Genomic DNA, 14,364 nt, shown 5'->3' on the forward strand with positions numbered 1-14,364 from the left:
TCCCCAAGTATTGGTGGATTTCACGGGGTGATCCTGTTTCAATCGTGCCAAGCAAAAAAGCAGGGCAGGCGTGATGCGGGCATATATTAGGGCAGTTCTGGTGGCCTCGACGGCGCTGGTCGGTACGGGGGCGGCGCTGGCGCAATCTTCTTCTCCGTTCTCGGGGTTGTTCGGCGGCGACAGCCAGACCGAAGGACCGGTGGCGCTGGATATTCAGGTCGCGGGCAACGAAGAGGGGCTGGACGACAAGATCCGCGCGACCTCGTTGGTGGCAGGTGCGCTGAAAGAGGATCGCACCACCGGTCAGGACGTGCTGGCCGCCGCGCGGGGCGATTACGCGCGCATTCTGGGCCTGCTGTATGACGAAGGCTATTACGACGGCAGCGTGAACATCCTGCTGGACGGCATCGAGGCATCCGAGGTGGCACCACTGGACGCCCCCGACGTCGTGCGTCGCGTAGTCGTCAACGTGAACCCGGGACGCATCTTCCGCTTTTCGCGCGCGCAGATCGCCCCCATCGCCCCCGAAAGCGAGATTTCGTCGGATTATGCCGTTGACAAGGTCGCAGGCACCGGCACCATGCGCAGCGCCGCGGTGGCGGGCGTCGAGGGTTGGCGCAATTACGGCCACGCCAAGGCCGATGTCGGCGGGCAGGAGATCACCGCCGATCACGACACCCGCCGCGTCGACAGCCGCATCGCGCTGAACCCCGGTCCGGCGGTCAGCTTTGGCCGGATGACGGTCGCGGGCAACCAGCGCCTGAACGAACGCCGCCTGCGCAAGATCGCGGGCTTCCCCGAGGGCGAACGCTTCGACCCCGAAGAAATGGACACCGTCCGCAAGCGCCTGCGCCGCAGCGGCGTGTTCTCGGCCATCACCCTGCAGGAATCCGACGATCTGAATGCCGACAATTCCATGGACGTGGACCTGACGGTGGTGGAACAGAAGCCCCGCCGCTTTGGCGCGGGCTTCGAGATTTCGAACACCGACGGGGTGCTGCTGTCGGCCTATTGGATGCATCGCAACCTGCTGGGCGGCGGTGAACGGCTGCGCGTGGACGCCAAGGTCAAGGACATCGGATCGCAGACCAGCGATCGCGACGACGAGGTGACGATCCGCCTTGACCGCCCCGCCACGCTGACTGCCGACACAACTGCCTTCGTCGAGATCGAGGCCGCCCGCATGCGCGAGGAGGATTACGACGAGGATACCGCCAGCATCGGTGTCGGTCTGGAACATATCTTCAGCGACCAGCTGACCGCCAACACCGAGCTGGAATACCAGTATTCCCGCGTCTTCGATGCCAACGGCCAGACTGACTTCAAGGTGCTTGCCCTGCCAAGCGAAGTCATCTGGGACATGCGCGAGGAACCCAACAACGCCAAGCGCGGCTTCTATCTGTCGGGCGACATCACCCCCTTCGTGGGCTTTGGCGACACCGGATCCGGCGCGCAACTGCTGGGCGAGGGTCGCGTCTTCCGGTCATTCGGCGAGGACGACAAGTTCACGCTGGCCGGACGTGCCCGCGCCGGCACCATCCTTGGCAGCGAGATCGAGGAGACCCCGCGCAACTATCTGTTCTTCTCGGGCGGAGGCGGCACGGTTCGCGGCCATCCCTATCAGGAACTGGGCGTCAACGAGATCGAGGGGCCCGACGGCGACACCATCAAGACCGGCGGCATGAGCGTGGCGAATGCCACCGCGGAAATCCGCTATCAGGTGCGCGAAAAGATCGGGCTGGTCACATTCGTGGACTATGGTCAGGTCTGGACCGACGGCAGCTTTGGCGGCGACAGCGGCAGCCATTCGGGTGCGGGCGTCGGCGTGCGATACGACACGCCGGTCGGGCCGCTGCGCTTTGACATCGCGGCGCCGGTCGGGGGCGACACCGACAATGGCGTTCAATTCTATCTTGGTCTGGGGCAGGCATTCTGATGCGCAAGTTCTTCATCATCCTCTTTGCCCTGCTGTTTCCCCTTGCGGTGATGGCCCAAAGCGTCACCGAGATTTCCGAGGACGTCGATGACGACAAGGGCTTTCTGACGAACCTGCTGGAAAAGAACCTCTCGGGCGATGGGCGTCAGGTGCTGATCGACGGCTTCGAAGGCGCACTGTCATCGCGTGCCACCTTCCGGCAGATCCAGATCCTGGATGCCGACGGCGCCTGGCTGACGTTGAAGAACGGCGCGATTCAGTGGAACCGCTCGGCGTTGCTGCGCCGCCGGGTCGAGATCGCCGAGCTGTCAGCCGAGGAAATCCTGTTGCCGCGTCTGCCCAAGGGCGGCGAAAGCGACGCGCAGGCCGAGGCACCGGTCTTTGCCCTGCCCGAACTGCCGGTTTCGCTGAACATCGAGAAGATCCAGGCCGACCGGGTCGAATTGGGCGAACCCGTGATCGGCGTCGAAGGCGCGCTGAACGTCACGGGTGGCCTGTCGCTGGAGGGCGGCGAGGGCAAGGCCCAGCTGACCATCGACCGGCTTGACGGGCCGCGCGGCGAATTCGTGCTGGATGCGGGCTATTCCAACGAAACCCAGGTTCTGAGCCTGAACCTGGGGCTGGACGAGGCCCGAGACGGCATTCTGGTCAACCTTGCCAACATCCACGATCATCCCGCCGTCACCGCCCAGATCAGCGGCGAGGGCGAGCTGCGCGATTTCGCCGCCGACATCCGTCTGGCGACCGATGGCACGCAGCGCATCACCGGCCGTGTCAGCGCCAATGGCGAACAGAAGAACGGCGCCGAGGGGACGGCTTTCCGCTTCCAGCTGGGCGGCGATGTGGCCACCTTGCTGGCGCCCGAAAACCGCGCCTTCTTCGGTAAGAACACCCAAGTGCTGGCCGAAGGCTGGCGTGCCGAGACCGGGCGTCTGGAAATCCCCAATCTGGATATCAGCACCGAGGCGCTGCGCATTCAGGGTGGACTGTCCACCAATGACAAATCCGCACCCGAAACCGCGCGGCTGCTGGTGATGCTGGGTCGCGACGCCGATGCCGACCAGATCCCCGTGCAGATGCCCTTCGCGGGGCCCGATGCAACGGTGGAAAGCGGGCGTCTGACGCTGGATTATGATGCCGCCGAAGGTCAGGGCTGGGTGCTGGACGGACGCGTCGGCGCGCTGGATACCGGTCAGGTCCAACTGGGGGCCGTCGATCTGTCGGGCAAGGGGGCCGTGGTTCTGGCCGATGGCGCCTTGTCCGAGGTGACCGGCGCGCTGGAATTTGCCGCCCGCAACCTTGGCTTCGACGACGCGGGCCTTGCGCAGGCCATCGGTCGCCAGATCGAGGGCACGGCGGATTTCAACTTTACCCCCGGCAATGCCATCGACATCTCGGATGTGCGGATCGACGGGTCGGACTATGGGCTGGACGGCAACTTCCTGGTCGCGGGCCTGTCCAGCGGCATCACCCTGTCGGTGGATGCCGATGCCCGCTATGCCGATCTGGCGCGCCTCTCGACGCTGGCGGGGCGGCCCATGTCGGGACAGGCGGATGCCTCGGTCCTTGGCTATTACACGCTGCTGAACAAGGCTTTCGACATCGACGCGCAGGTCGTGGGCAACGACATCTCGGTCGATGTTCCGCAGGCGGACCGCCTGCTGGAGGGGCGGTCAACCATCGACCTGAAGGCCCGCCGTGACGAGGTCGGGATCGAGGTCGAGGATTTCGCCGTCAACGCCAAGCGCCTTACCGCTACCGCGCAGGGTCTGGTCAGCAGCCTGTCCAGCGATCTGACGGCGCAGATCTCGATGCCCTCGCTGTCGGATGCGGACCCCTCCTATGGCGGATCGCTGGAGGCCGAGGCCAAGCTGAACGGCCCGCAGGGTCAACGCCGCCTGACCGTCAGCGGTATGGCCGAGGATCTGCAGATCGGCATCGAGGCGCTGGACAATGCCCTGTCGGGCAAGACCAACCTGACCGCCATCGCCGCGGAAACCGATGCGGGCTATCAGCTGGAGACCTTCCAGTTGGCCAACCCCCAGCTGAGCGCCGAGGCCGAGGGCAGCTTTGCCCAAGGCGCGCTGGATGCGGTCGCCAGCTTCGATCTGGTGGACCTGTCCGCGATCAAGCCCGAATGGTCGGGCAACTTTGCCGCAAAAGCCACGCTTGGTGAGGAGGACGGCACGCGCCGGATCGCCATCACCGGCACAGGCCAGAACCTGTCGCTTGGACAGTCCGGCGTCGATGGCGCGCTGACCGGCACCACGCGTCTGGCCGTCAACGCCACGGAAAAGGACGGCGTGGTCACCATTCAGGACGGCTCGCTTGAAAACGACCAGATGAGCGCGAACCTGCAGGGCACCTATGGGCAGGGCGTCACGGATATCAGCGGCAATGTCGATGTCGCCTCGTTGGCACCCTTCGGGCCGGGCTGGCGCGGGACGCTGACGGCCGACGGCAGCTTCCGCGAGGCGGGCGACGGCATCCGCCAGCTGGAGTTGACGGGCACGGGCCGCGATCTGTCCTTTGGTCAGGCGCAGGTCGATGGCGCGCTTGCAGGCGAAACCCGCCTTGCGGTCACCGGCACCGAACAGGATGGCATCTTCACCATCCAGAACGCCCAGATCGAAAACCCCCGCCTCAGCGCCGAGGCCACAGGCCAGGTCGGTGCGGGGGCGACGGATGTCACCGCCAATGTGAACGCCAGCGACCTGCGCTTTGTCGGCAACGGCATCCGCGGGGCAGTGAACGCCGATGCGCGGATCACCGATGACGGCACCACGCGTCGCGTGACCGCCAGCGGGACCGCCAACGGTCTGGCCATCGGGCAGGCCAAGGTCGATCCGGTCCTGGCTGGCACCACACGATTTGATCTGGCCGCCAGCATGGACGATCAGGGGCTTTCGGTGCAGCGTCTGGATGTCCAGAACCCGCAGATCGCGGTGAATGCCGACGGCTCGCCCGCGCAGGGCATCAATCTGGACGCGCGACTGGCCAATCTGGGCCTGATCGTCCCCGAGTTCCCCGGTCCGGTGACGGTCGCGGGCACCCTGCGCGAAGAGGGGGCGAACGTCTCGATGGACCTGCGCGCCACGGCGCCCGGCGACGCCGATCTGCGGATCGTCGGGACGGCGGCGCGCGACGGGTCCGACATGGATGTCGCCATCACCGGCAGCGCCAATTCCGCCCTTGCCAACAGCAGCCTGCGCACGCGCAGCATCTCGGGCCCGCTGGCGATCGATCTGCGGATCGACGGCCAGCCCTCGTTGCAGGCGCTGGCCGGACAGGTGCGGTTGCAGAACGGCCAGATGGCCGATCCGGGGCTGGGTCTGCGGCTGGACGGGATCAACGTCACCGCCGATTTCAACAAAGGCCGCATCAACGTCGATGGCGTGTCGAACGTGGCGGCGGGGGGCAATCTGTCGCTGCGTGGTCCGGTCGATCTGTCGAACCGCACCGTCGATATCGCCATCGGCCTGAACGAGGTGATCCTGCGCGACCCGAACCTCTATGAGACCAGCCTGACGGGCAATATGCGCATCGCGGGGTCAATGGCCGCGGGCCCGCTGGTCTCGGGCCGCATCGATCTGGGTCTGACCGAGATCCGCATCCCTTCGACGGGGCTGGGCGGAGCGAAGGCCATTCCCGACATCCGCCACGTCGGCAGCCAGCGTCCGCCGGTTCGCGCAACGCGGGCACGGGCAGGGCTCGAGGGCTATCCCAGCCAAGCGGCCAAGGACGCGGGACTGGCGGGTCCGCCTGCCACGCCCCCCGCCAATCCGCCGCGGCTGGATCTGGTCATCAATGCGCCGAACCGCGTCTTCATCCGCGGGCGCGGGGTCGATGCGGAGCTTGGCGGCGGTTTCCAGATCACCGGAACGACGCGGAACGTGATCCCCATCGGCAATCTGGAACTGATCCGGGGCCGGGTCGATCTGCTGGGCAACCGGTTCGACCTGACCGAGGGCCTGGTCGAACTGCAGGGCAGCCTGATCCCAGTGATCCGCCTTGTGGCCGAGACAGAACGCGACAGCATCACCACCCGCATCATCATCGACGGAGAGGTCCGCGACCCCGAGATCACCTTCGAATCCTCGCCTGAACTGCCGCAGGAGGAGGTGCTGTCGCAGCTGCTGTTCGGTCGCGGGCTAGACAGCATCAGCCCGCTACAGGCGGCGCAGCTGGCCAATGCCATTGCGGTGCTGGCGGGAAAAGGTGGCGACGGGATCATCGCCAACCTGCGTGAAAGCGCAGGGCTGGACGATCTGGACCTGACGACGGATGACGACGGCAACGTCCAGCTGCGTGCGGGGCGTTACCTGTCGGAAAACGTCTATACGGACGTCTCGATCGGGGAAGGCGGCAAGACCTCGATCAACCTGAACCTGGACATCACCAAGTCCCTGCGGGCGCGGGGATCGGTGGGCAGCGATGGGTCGTCCTCGCTTGGGGTGTTCTTCGAGCGGGATTACTGATCCCGCCGACCGCCTACGAAAAAGGCCCGCAACATCGCGTTGCGGGCCTTTTTCCATTGTCGGGTCGGCTGGTTATCTGGCGCCCATGGCATCCTGCAGGTCCAGATCGCCCTGCCCCAATGCCAGCGGCTGCCCGGAACCGACACGAAAGCGCAGCATCTTGCGGCCGCCGGTCAGGGGGCTGACCGTCCAGCCCAGCAACTGGCCGTGGGGGCCGGCCATGGCGCCGCTGATTTGGGACTGGCAGCGGGGCTGCTGCAACGCGTCGCGCAGGGCGACAAAGCCCGGTCCCATCGTGTCGCCGTCGTGCCACGAGGCGATCGCTTCGGACAGATTGGTGGCGGGCCGCTGCCACAGGTCGCGATAGACCTGATTGTCCAGCAACAGCTTGCCATCGGACGCAAAGACCGCCAGCCCGTCGTCCAGCGCATCCAGCACATGCGACCCCAGCAACAGGTCTGCGCGGAACTTGCGTGTCAGCGACATTTCCGAGGTGATGTTCTCGAACAGGAACGCCACCGCGCCATCGGGATGCGGGCGGCCGGTCACGCGATAGGTCTGGCCACCGGGCAGTGACCATGTCTCGACGTGGTGGCCGGTGGCGGCGGCGCTTTCAAGGTTGGCCATGTGCTGGCGCCAGCTGCGGTAATCCTTGGGTTCGGGGACCATGCGCTGTTCGCGCAGTTGATCAAGAAAATCGATCAGCGTCGGACGCGCCGTCAGAAAACCCGTCGGCAACCGCGTCAGATCGATCAGCGAGGGGTTGAACAGCTGCAGCTTGCGGCTTTGATCGAAAATCGCCAGGCCGATGGGCAGATCGGCGAAGGTCTTGGTCAGCGTCTGGACGAATTCGCGCAGGGACCGTTCCGCGCGGACGGCGGCATCTGCGGGCAGGGCGAACATCATCAGCTGATCGCCCAAGCGGTGGCTGTGGCAATCGTACCAGGACACGATGCCCTTGTCCTCCAATGCGGCGCGGCGGGTGCCGTGGCCTGCACCGGGAACGGGACGCGGCGTGTCCAGCAGCTTGGGCAGGGGCCAGCCCAAGGCGCCTTCGCTGCGTGCCTCGGCACGGCGCAGATAGGCGGCATTGGCCCATGTCACGCGGTCGTCCTGATCCAGCCGCCAGACCAGCATCGGCGTCTGGTCCAGCGCGCCGCGCAGCAGATGCAGTTCTTCTTCCATCGCCTGCAGGGACATGGAATCGACGACGGTTCCGCAATGCTGGGACTGGGGGTCGGTGATGGTGACGCGCCACAGGTGATCGCCCAGATCCTCGGCCAGCAGGCGCAGGGTGGCGCTGCCGTGGCCCTGCTGGCCCAACAGTTCGATCTGGCCAAGGTGGGACAGCTGCGACAGCTGTTCGGCAGCATGGCCAAAGCGCGGGCCGACCCATTGCATCAGCCGCAGCCAGTCGTCGTCCGGCACGGCCACGCGGTCCAGAAGCGCGCGCGCCGGCGGTGTGGCATCCACCAGCGCATTGCCGCGGAACAGGAAGACGACCGGCTGCACCTGACCGTCAAGCGCCGTGGCACGGCCACCCCTGCCCTGCCCCGGTTTCGGGCCGCGTCGATCCCAAAGCCGGATCAGCGCCACGGCCAGCAAGACCGAGACCGTGCCGCAGAACAGCGCCGTCAGAACCAGTTGCGCACCTTGAATATCCACAAGAACCATCCCCTTCATGTCCGATCGAACATAGGATGGGCGTGCTTAACAAGCTGTTAAGATCATCACGTGGCGATATTGGGATTTTGCGACAGTGGTGCACGATCTTCGGACCGGATGCGGTCCAGCGGCCAGCGCACCGACACGATGGCGCCCGGGCCACCGTTCGAAAAGGTCAGTCGCGCGCCTGAGCGTTCCAGCAGCGTCTTGGCAATGAACAGCCCCAGACCCATGCCCTCATAGCTGCCGCGCTGCACTTCGGCCCGGCGGCTGAGATAGGGGTCGCCGATCCGCGACAGCAGATGCGGCGGATAGCCGGGGCCGTCGTCGCGCACCGTCACCGTCAGGGCGTTGGCCGTCACCTGCGTTTCGATCACGACGCGGCTTTCGGCGAAGTCGACGGCGTTCTGGATCAGGTTGCGCAGGGCGTGGATGATGGCGGGATCGCGGCGGATGACGGGGCCGTCGGCCAGGATCTCGATCACGGGGCCGCGGTCGGCATGGGGGCTGGCGGCGTCCTCCAGCACGGCGCGCAGGGGGGCGGCGCGCATGTGCAGGTCGTCCTTGCCCGCCTGTCCCATGCTGCGCAGGATCCGGGCACAGCGGTCGGCGGATTCGCGCAGGGCGATGGCATCGGCATGCAGGTCGGGGTCGTCCTGCAGCTCATCCGCCAGTTCGCCTGCGATCAGCTTGATGGTGGCCAGAGGGGTCCCCATTTCGTGCGCCGCCGCCGCGACGACGCCTCCCAGATGCTGCAACCGCTGTTCGCGCGACAGCGCCATCTGCGTGGCAAACAGCGCATTGGCCGTATCCGACAGTTCGGCCGTGACGCGATGCGCATAGCCCGCAAAGAAGACCACGCCGATGACCAGCGCGACCCAATGGCCGACCTGCAGGATCGGCTCCATCTGCAGGATGTCGCCGTCGGGTTCGCGCAACGACAGCCCAAAGACCGCCGCAAAGGAAATCAGCGCCACCGTCGCCAGCCCAAGCGCCATCACCTGCCGCCCGTTCAGCGATGCCGCCGCAATCGTCACGGGGGCCAGCACCAGCAGCGCGAAGGGATTGGCCATGCCCCCCGTCAGCCACATCAACGTCGAGATCTGCACCAGATCGAAGCTGAGCTGCAGCACCGCATGCCGCGGCGATGTCCGCTTGGCGGGCCGGAAGAACAGCCAGAAGTTCATGGTGATCGAGGTGGCGATCAGCGCGATCACCGGTGCCTTGACGAAGCCCACCCCCATGAACCACGCCACGATGACCGCCGCCATCTGCCCGCCGATGGCGAACCAGCGCAGCAGAACAAGCGTTCGCATGCGGATGGGTTCGGCATTGGGCGCATGCGCCAGCGGCATCTGGAAGGGGGATCGGTCATCGGCTTGGGTCGTGTCGGTCATGATCGGCCTTCCGCTGCGACGTCGCATGCCTTGATAGACGCGGCGCAATGGGCGATCAATGCGCGGATTTGACGCCCATTGAACAGGAGGCCGGCATGGTCAACCGCAAGATACTGATGATCGGCTCGGCCGCCACGATCACCGTGCTGGTCGCGGGGACGGTTTTTCTGACCCAGACCCGCGCCGGGGACGATTTCGCGCAATGCACCAACAGCGCCGTGTCGGGTGGCATGGACAGCTTCGGCACCGATTTCACCCTGACCCGCGATGATGGCGAGCGGGTCACGGCAGCCGATGTCTTTACCAAACCATCGCTTTTGTATTTCGGTTATACTTTCTGCCCCGATATTTGCCCGTTGGATACTGCCCGCAATGCCGATGCCGCAGATCTGCTGCGCCAGCAGGGACAGGATGTGCAAACGGTCTTTGTCACCGTCGATCCTTCGCGCGATACGCCGCAGGTGCTGGCCGGTTATACCGAAATGTTTTCGGACCAGATGATCGGCCTGACCGGATCCGAAGAAGAAATTGCCGCCGTGAACAAAGGCTGGCGCAATTATTTCAAGCTGCAGAATGAGGACGATCCAGAGTATTATCTGGTCGATCACATGACAAATACCTATCTGGTCATGCCCGGAAACAAGACGGTCGAGTTTTTCAACCGGGATGCCTCGGCTGAAGATGTCGCTGAAAGCGTAGGTTGTTTTATCGACGCTTCGGCCTAAGTCAAATTGTCACATATGTTTGAAAATGGCTGCAAGTCACGCCATTTAAGTCACCAATAACCGAATGGCTTTTGGGAGGGTAACATGAACGCACAAATCGGCCCCGACGCGTCGCTGCTGCTGGTCGACGATGACGAGATTTTCCTGACCCGCCTTGCACGCGCCATGGAAAAACGTGGATTCCAAACGGAAACCTCGCTGACCGTGGCCAGCGCGCTGAACCAGATCCGCAAGAAAGCCCCTGCTTACGCCGTGGTGGATCTGCAACTCGAGGACGGCAATGGGCTGGATGTGGTCGAAGCGCTGCGCGAAAAGCGCCCCGATGCGCGGATCATTGTGCTGACGGGATATGGTGCCATCGCGACGGCCGTTGCAGCGGTGAAAATGGGCGCGACGGATTATCTGGCGAAACCTGCGGATGCCAATGACGTCACCTCGGCGTTGCTTTCATCGGCGGAATTGCTGCCGCCACCGCCGGAAAATCCGATGTCGGCGGATCGCGTGCGTTGGGAACATATCCAGCGGGTATATGAACAATGCGATCGCAATGTCAGCGAAACGGCCCGCCGTTTACATATGCACCGCCGGACATTGCAGCGGATTCTTGCCAAACGCGGTCCCAGATAAAAAACGCGCATTCCTATGCAAATGGTCATATTGAAATTTATTATATTCGGGTTATATTAAAAAAGTTAATGCAACTTAGAAAAGAAAAAGCAGCCCGATGAGCATTGATTTCGATAAGATGTCCCTCAAGGAAATGCGCGAAATGCGGACCCGTCTGGATCGCGCCATTAATTCCTATGAGGATCGCAAACGTCGCGAAGCCCTCAGCGCGATCGAGGAAGCGGCCCGTGAACATGGGTTCAATTTGGCCGAACTGACCGGTGGCAAACCGCGTCGCGCCGGCACCGTGGCGCCGAAATACGCCAACCCGGAAGATCCGACCATGACCTGGACGGGTCGCGGCCGCAAACCGCGTTGGGTTCAGGAAAACCTGGCCGAAGGCAAGGAACTGGACGATCTGCTGATCTGATTTATCGGCAAGTGGTCAATATTTCTGGGGGCATCTGCCCCCTTTTTTATTGCCCGCGATCCATCTGCGCGATCAATTCGGTAAAGCGCGCCAGATAGGCCGCCCTTGTTTGTGCAGGGGGGCGCAGGGCTATATTCCAACCGGTCAGCGATGTGGATGCCGGGACGGGAAACAGGCGGCGTGCCTCGGGCTCGGCGAAACCCGCGATGGCCGTGGCCTCCAGCCGGGCGGAAATGCGGTCGGCCAGCTTGATTCGTTTTTTCACGACCAAAGGCAATGTCGCGGGCAATCCGAAACGACGATGAATGGCCGAGGCCAGCCTTTCGTCCATCACGCCGTATTCCTGCCCCAAAGCCGATTTCACCGGCGAGATCATATCCCCGATCACATATTCCGGCGCATCGTGCAGCAGTGCTGCCAGACGCCAGCAGGCCTCGCTGTTGGGATTGGCATGGGCGAAGATCTGTTCGACCAGCAGCGAATGTTCGGCCACCGAATAGGGCCAGTCGCCCCGCGTCTGACCGTTCCAGCGCGCGACGAAGGCAAGGCCGTGGGCGATGTCCTCGATCTCGATGTCGAAGGGCGTGGGGTCCAGCAGGTCAAGCCTGCGGCCTGACAGCATCCGCTGCCAGGCACGCTTGGGCCGGGTGGCCATCGGGTCTTACGACAGGCGCTGGTCTACGGGCGCCTGCTGGTTCTGCTGGGCGCGGCGCGCCAGTTCCTGACGATACAGGGCCACGAAATCGACCGGGTCCATGTTGAAGGCAGGGAAGCCGCCGTCGCGGGTCAGGTCCGACACGATGCGGCGCACGAAGGGGAACAGCATGCGCGGGCATTCGATCATCAGGAAGGCATGCAGCTGGTCTTCGGGCACGCCGTCGATCTGGAAGACCCCGCCATAGTCCAGCTCGGCCAGGAACAGCGTGCTGCCTTCGGTCTTGTTGGTCGAGGTGACGCGATACTTGGTGATGACCTCGAACTGGTTGTCGGCACCGCGCTTGCGGGCGTCCAGGCTGACCTGAACCGAAATCTCGGGCTGGACGTCACCCGTGGGGGCGCCCTTCTGGGCGACCATGTTTTCGAACGACAGATCGCGGACGAATTGCGCAAGGATGCGCATGCTGGGCTGCTGCTGGGCCTGCGGTTTCGCCTCGGTGCCGTTCTGCGTGGTCTCGTCGGACATGTTCTTTCCTCACCGTGTCTTCAAATGCTTGAATTCTGTCTAACAGGCAGGGTGCATGCCCTCAATGGCGTGTCCAGCCCGAACTGCCGGGCGGGTTCAATTCGGGGGATCGGTCGGGATCGTCCTGCGGGTCGGGATCGGCGACGGTGAACTCTCCGTCGATGGTGCCGTCATCGGGACGCGGGCGATACTGCCCGCCCATTTGACCACCCATCTGGCCCCCCATCTGCGTCACGGTGACACGGCTGGCGATGCGGTGCATCACTCCGTCGCGGACCTTGGGGATCAACAGCAGCATGCCAAGTGTGTCGGTGAAAAACCCCGGCGTCAGCAGCAGCATCCCCGCCATCAGGATCATCACGCCATGTGCCAAGGGACGCGTCGGATCGCGCATTTCCCCGAAGCTGGACTGGATTTCACGCCATACCTGCGCCCCTTGGCTGCGCATCAGGCTGGTGCCGATGATGGCGGTCAGGACCACGATGGCCAGCGTCGGCCACAGGCCGATCAGCCCGCCGACCTGGACGAACAGGGCGATCTCGATGATGGGGACGGCAAGAAACAGCCAGAACAGCCGCATGGATTTTCCCTTCCTTTCGGCGCGGAAACTGGACTTGCGCCTGTGCGGTCCCTACATAATGACCTGACCGCCATTTACAAATAACCGTTTCGATCTTGAGGTTGCCTGAATGTCCAACCCCCTGCTTCAGCTGCTTGTCCTTGCCGGCATCGCGATCTTCCTGATCCTGCGGCTGCGAAACGTATTGGGGACCCGTGACGGGTTCGAGCCGCCCAAGGTTGACAGGCCCGCCCCCGGCCCTTCGCGGTTCGAGGTGATCGAAGGATCGGCCGATCAGGTCGATCACGACATCCAGGACCACGCCGAAGCCGGCACTCCTGCCGCGCAGGCCCTGGCGCAGATGAAACGCGCCGAGCCCGACTTCGGCGTGCGTGACTTCCTGAACGGCTCGCGTCAGGCCTATGAGATGATCCTGATGGCCTTCGAACGCGGCGATCTGTCGTCGGTCCGGGCGTTCCTGTCCGATCCCGTCGCCGATGCCTTCCAGTCGGTCATCGACCAGCGCACTGCACAGGGTCAGACCGTCGAGGCCCAGTTCCTTGGCACGCGTGATACGGCGCTTGCCTCGGCCGAATTCGATCAGGCGACCGGCATGGCGGAAATCACCGTGCGTTTCGTGGGCGAATTGATCGCCGCGACCCGTGACGCCGAAGGCAATGTCGTCGAGGGTGATCCCAAAGTGGCCCGCAAGCAGAAGGATCTGTGGACTTTCGCCCGACATATGGGTGAATCCGATCCCAACTGGCAGCTTGTCGCGACAGGCTGATGCGGCGTCGCAAGGGGCTGACGCCCGAGGATAAGGAAGTCTGGTCGCTTGTCGCCCGTTCGGCGACACCGATGCACCTGCGGCCCACGCGGCCGCTGATATCGGACGTGGACCCCTCGGCCAAACCCCAGACCTCGGTCACGCCACCCAAGGTTCAACCCCTGCCCCGGTTTCGCGTCGGACAGGCAGCCATGCCGCCGTCGCCGCGCCTGCCCAAGTCCAGTTCGCCCGCCGAACGGCTGGCAGGTGCCGAACTGCGCATGGACGCCAAGACCCACCGCAAGATGAGCCAGGGCAAGCTGCGCCCCGAAGCGCGGCTGGACCTGCACGGCATGACCCTTGCCGCCGCCCAACCCGAGCTGATGCATTTCATCATGTCCTGCCATTCGGCGGGGCTGCGTCTGGTGTTGGTGATCACCGGCAAGGGGCGCGGCGATTACGGGCCTTTGCCCACGCGGCCGGGCGCATTGCGCCATCAGGTGCCCTATTGGCTGCACAGCCCGCCCCTGTCGATGGTGGTCCAGCAGGTCAGCGCCGCCCATTACCGCCATGGTGGCGAGGGTGCCTATTACGTCTATTTGCGCCGCATGGGCTGACA

Annotated in this window: 12 protein-coding genes; 7 read left to right on the top strand and 5 right to left on the bottom strand. The window is 64.3% G+C overall.

Features of this window, described 5'->3' with window-relative positions; genetic code table 11:
• Positions 1–73 precede the first annotated feature (73 nt).
• Complete coding sequence (locus tag SJY40_RS13945; RefSeq protein ID WP_378947670.1) at positions 74–1,936, top strand: autotransporter assembly complex family protein; 1,863 nt, start codon at positions 74–76, stop codon at positions 1,934–1,936.
• Positions 1,936–6,414 (top strand): translocation/assembly module TamB domain-containing protein, encoded by a 4,479-nt coding sequence (locus tag SJY40_RS13950; RefSeq protein ID WP_378947672.1) that lies wholly within the window; start codon positions 1,936–1,938, stop codon positions 6,412–6,414. The genes SJY40_RS13945 and SJY40_RS13950 overlap by 1 nt, the downstream gene beginning before the upstream one ends.
• Positions 6,415–6,486: 72 nt before the next feature.
• Here the strand turns inward: SJY40_RS13950 and SJY40_RS13955 are convergent, their stop codons facing one another.
• A complete protein-coding gene (locus SJY40_RS13955) occupies positions 6,487–8,088 on the bottom strand; it encodes a PAS-domain containing protein (protein ID WP_378947675.1) in 1,602 nt (533 codons plus the stop codon).
• Positions 8,089–8,144: 56 nt separating this feature from the next.
• Positions 8,145–9,476, bottom strand: coding sequence for an ActS/PrrB/RegB family redox-sensitive histidine kinase (locus SJY40_RS13960; RefSeq protein WP_378947678.1), 1,332 nt, complete (start codon positions 9,474–9,476; stop codon positions 8,145–8,147).
• A gap of 95 nt (positions 9,477–9,571) precedes the next feature.
• On the opposite strand from SJY40_RS13960, the gene SJY40_RS13965 reads away from it, so the two are divergent.
• The 3 genes from SJY40_RS13965 to SJY40_RS13975 all read left to right on the top strand — a co-directional run bounded on the left by SJY40_RS13965 (position 9,572) and on the right by SJY40_RS13975 (position 11,237).
• Positions 9,572–10,201 (top strand): SCO family protein, encoded by a 630-nt coding sequence (locus SJY40_RS13965; protein WP_378947680.1) that lies wholly within the window; start codon positions 9,572–9,574, stop codon positions 10,199–10,201.
• Positions 10,202–10,285: 84 nt separating this feature from the next.
• A complete protein-coding gene (locus SJY40_RS13970; protein WP_378947683.1) occupies positions 10,286–10,828 on the top strand; it encodes an ActR/PrrA/RegA family redox response regulator transcription factor in 543 nt (180 codons plus the stop codon).
• A gap of 97 nt (positions 10,829–10,925) precedes the next feature.
• Positions 10,926–11,237, top strand: a complete 312-nt coding sequence (locus SJY40_RS13975) for an H-NS family nucleoid-associated regulatory protein (RefSeq protein ID WP_378947686.1) — start codon at positions 10,926–10,928, stop codon at positions 11,235–11,237.
• Between the two features lie 46 nt (positions 11,238–11,283).
• On the opposite strand, the gene SJY40_RS13980 is transcribed toward SJY40_RS13975, so the two are convergent.
• From SJY40_RS13980 to SJY40_RS13990, 3 genes are all read right to left on the bottom strand, one after another.
• Positions 11,284–11,892 (bottom strand): HD domain-containing protein, encoded by a 609-nt coding sequence (locus tag SJY40_RS13980; RefSeq protein ID WP_378947689.1) that lies wholly within the window; start codon positions 11,890–11,892, stop codon positions 11,284–11,286.
• 6 nt (positions 11,893–11,898) lie between these two features.
• On the bottom strand, positions 11,899–12,420 hold the full coding sequence (gene secB, locus SJY40_RS13985) for a protein-export chaperone SecB (protein ID WP_378947692.1): 522 nt from the start codon (positions 12,418–12,420) through the stop codon (positions 11,899–11,901).
• A 61-nt stretch (positions 12,421–12,481) separates the two neighbouring features.
• The gene (locus SJY40_RS13990) at positions 12,482–13,000 is read right to left on the bottom strand and encodes an FxsA family protein (protein WP_378947695.1); all 519 of its coding nucleotides are present in this window, start codon (positions 12,998–13,000) and stop codon (positions 12,482–12,484) included.
• A gap of 109 nt (positions 13,001–13,109) precedes the next feature.
• Between SJY40_RS13990 and SJY40_RS13995 the strand changes: the two genes are divergently transcribed.
• Together SJY40_RS13995 and SJY40_RS14000 are read left to right on the top strand one after the other, a co-directional pair.
• Positions 13,110–13,766: a Tim44/TimA family putative adaptor protein gene (locus SJY40_RS13995; protein WP_378947698.1), complete on the top strand. Its 657-nt coding sequence runs from the start codon at positions 13,110–13,112 to the stop codon at positions 13,764–13,766.
• A complete protein-coding gene (locus tag SJY40_RS14000) occupies positions 13,766–14,362 on the top strand; it encodes a Smr/MutS family protein (RefSeq protein WP_378947700.1) in 597 nt (198 codons plus the stop codon). The genes SJY40_RS13995 and SJY40_RS14000 overlap by 1 nt, the downstream gene beginning before the upstream one ends.
• Positions 14,363–14,364 lie beyond the last annotated feature (2 nt).

The organism is Paracoccus sp. R86501, assembly GCF_042466435.1.
Taxonomy (GTDB): Bacteria; Pseudomonadota; Alphaproteobacteria; order Rhodobacterales; family Rhodobacteraceae; genus Paracoccus.

Excerpts from the sequence above, each read along its gene's own strand:
- SJY40_RS13945 (WP_378947670.1), top strand. The coding sequence starts at position 74 with ATGCGGGCATATATTAGGGCAGTTCTGGTGGCCTCGACGGCGCTGGTC.
- SJY40_RS13950 (WP_378947672.1), top strand. The coding sequence starts at position 1,936 with ATGCGCAAGTTCTTCATCATCCTCTTTGCCCTGCTGTTTCCCCTTGCG.
- SJY40_RS13955 (WP_378947675.1), bottom strand. The coding sequence starts at position 8,088 with ATGGTTCTTGTGGATATTCAAGGTGCGCAACTGGTTCTGACGGCGCTG.
- SJY40_RS13960 (WP_378947678.1), bottom strand. The coding sequence starts at position 9,476 with ATGACCGACACGACCCAAGCCGATGACCGATCCCCCTTCCAGATGCCG.
- SJY40_RS13965 (WP_378947680.1), top strand. The coding sequence starts at position 9,572 with ATGGTCAACCGCAAGATACTGATGATCGGCTCGGCCGCCACGATCACC.
- SJY40_RS13970 (WP_378947683.1), top strand. The coding sequence starts at position 10,286 with ATGAACGCACAAATCGGCCCCGACGCGTCGCTGCTGCTGGTCGACGAT.
- SJY40_RS13975 (WP_378947686.1), top strand. The coding sequence starts at position 10,926 with ATGAGCATTGATTTCGATAAGATGTCCCTCAAGGAAATGCGCGAAATG.
- SJY40_RS13980 (WP_378947689.1), bottom strand. The coding sequence starts at position 11,892 with ATGGCCACCCGGCCCAAGCGTGCCTGGCAGCGGATGCTGTCAGGCCGC.
- secB (WP_378947692.1), bottom strand. The coding sequence starts at position 12,420 with ATGTCCGACGAGACCACGCAGAACGGCACCGAGGCGAAACCGCAGGCC.
- SJY40_RS13990 (WP_378947695.1), bottom strand. The coding sequence starts at position 13,000 with ATGCGGCTGTTCTGGCTGTTTCTTGCCGTCCCCATCATCGAGATCGCC.
- SJY40_RS13995 (WP_378947698.1), top strand. The coding sequence starts at position 13,110 with ATGTCCAACCCCCTGCTTCAGCTGCTTGTCCTTGCCGGCATCGCGATC.
- SJY40_RS14000 (WP_378947700.1), top strand. The coding sequence starts at position 13,766 with ATGCGGCGTCGCAAGGGGCTGACGCCCGAGGATAAGGAAGTCTGGTCG.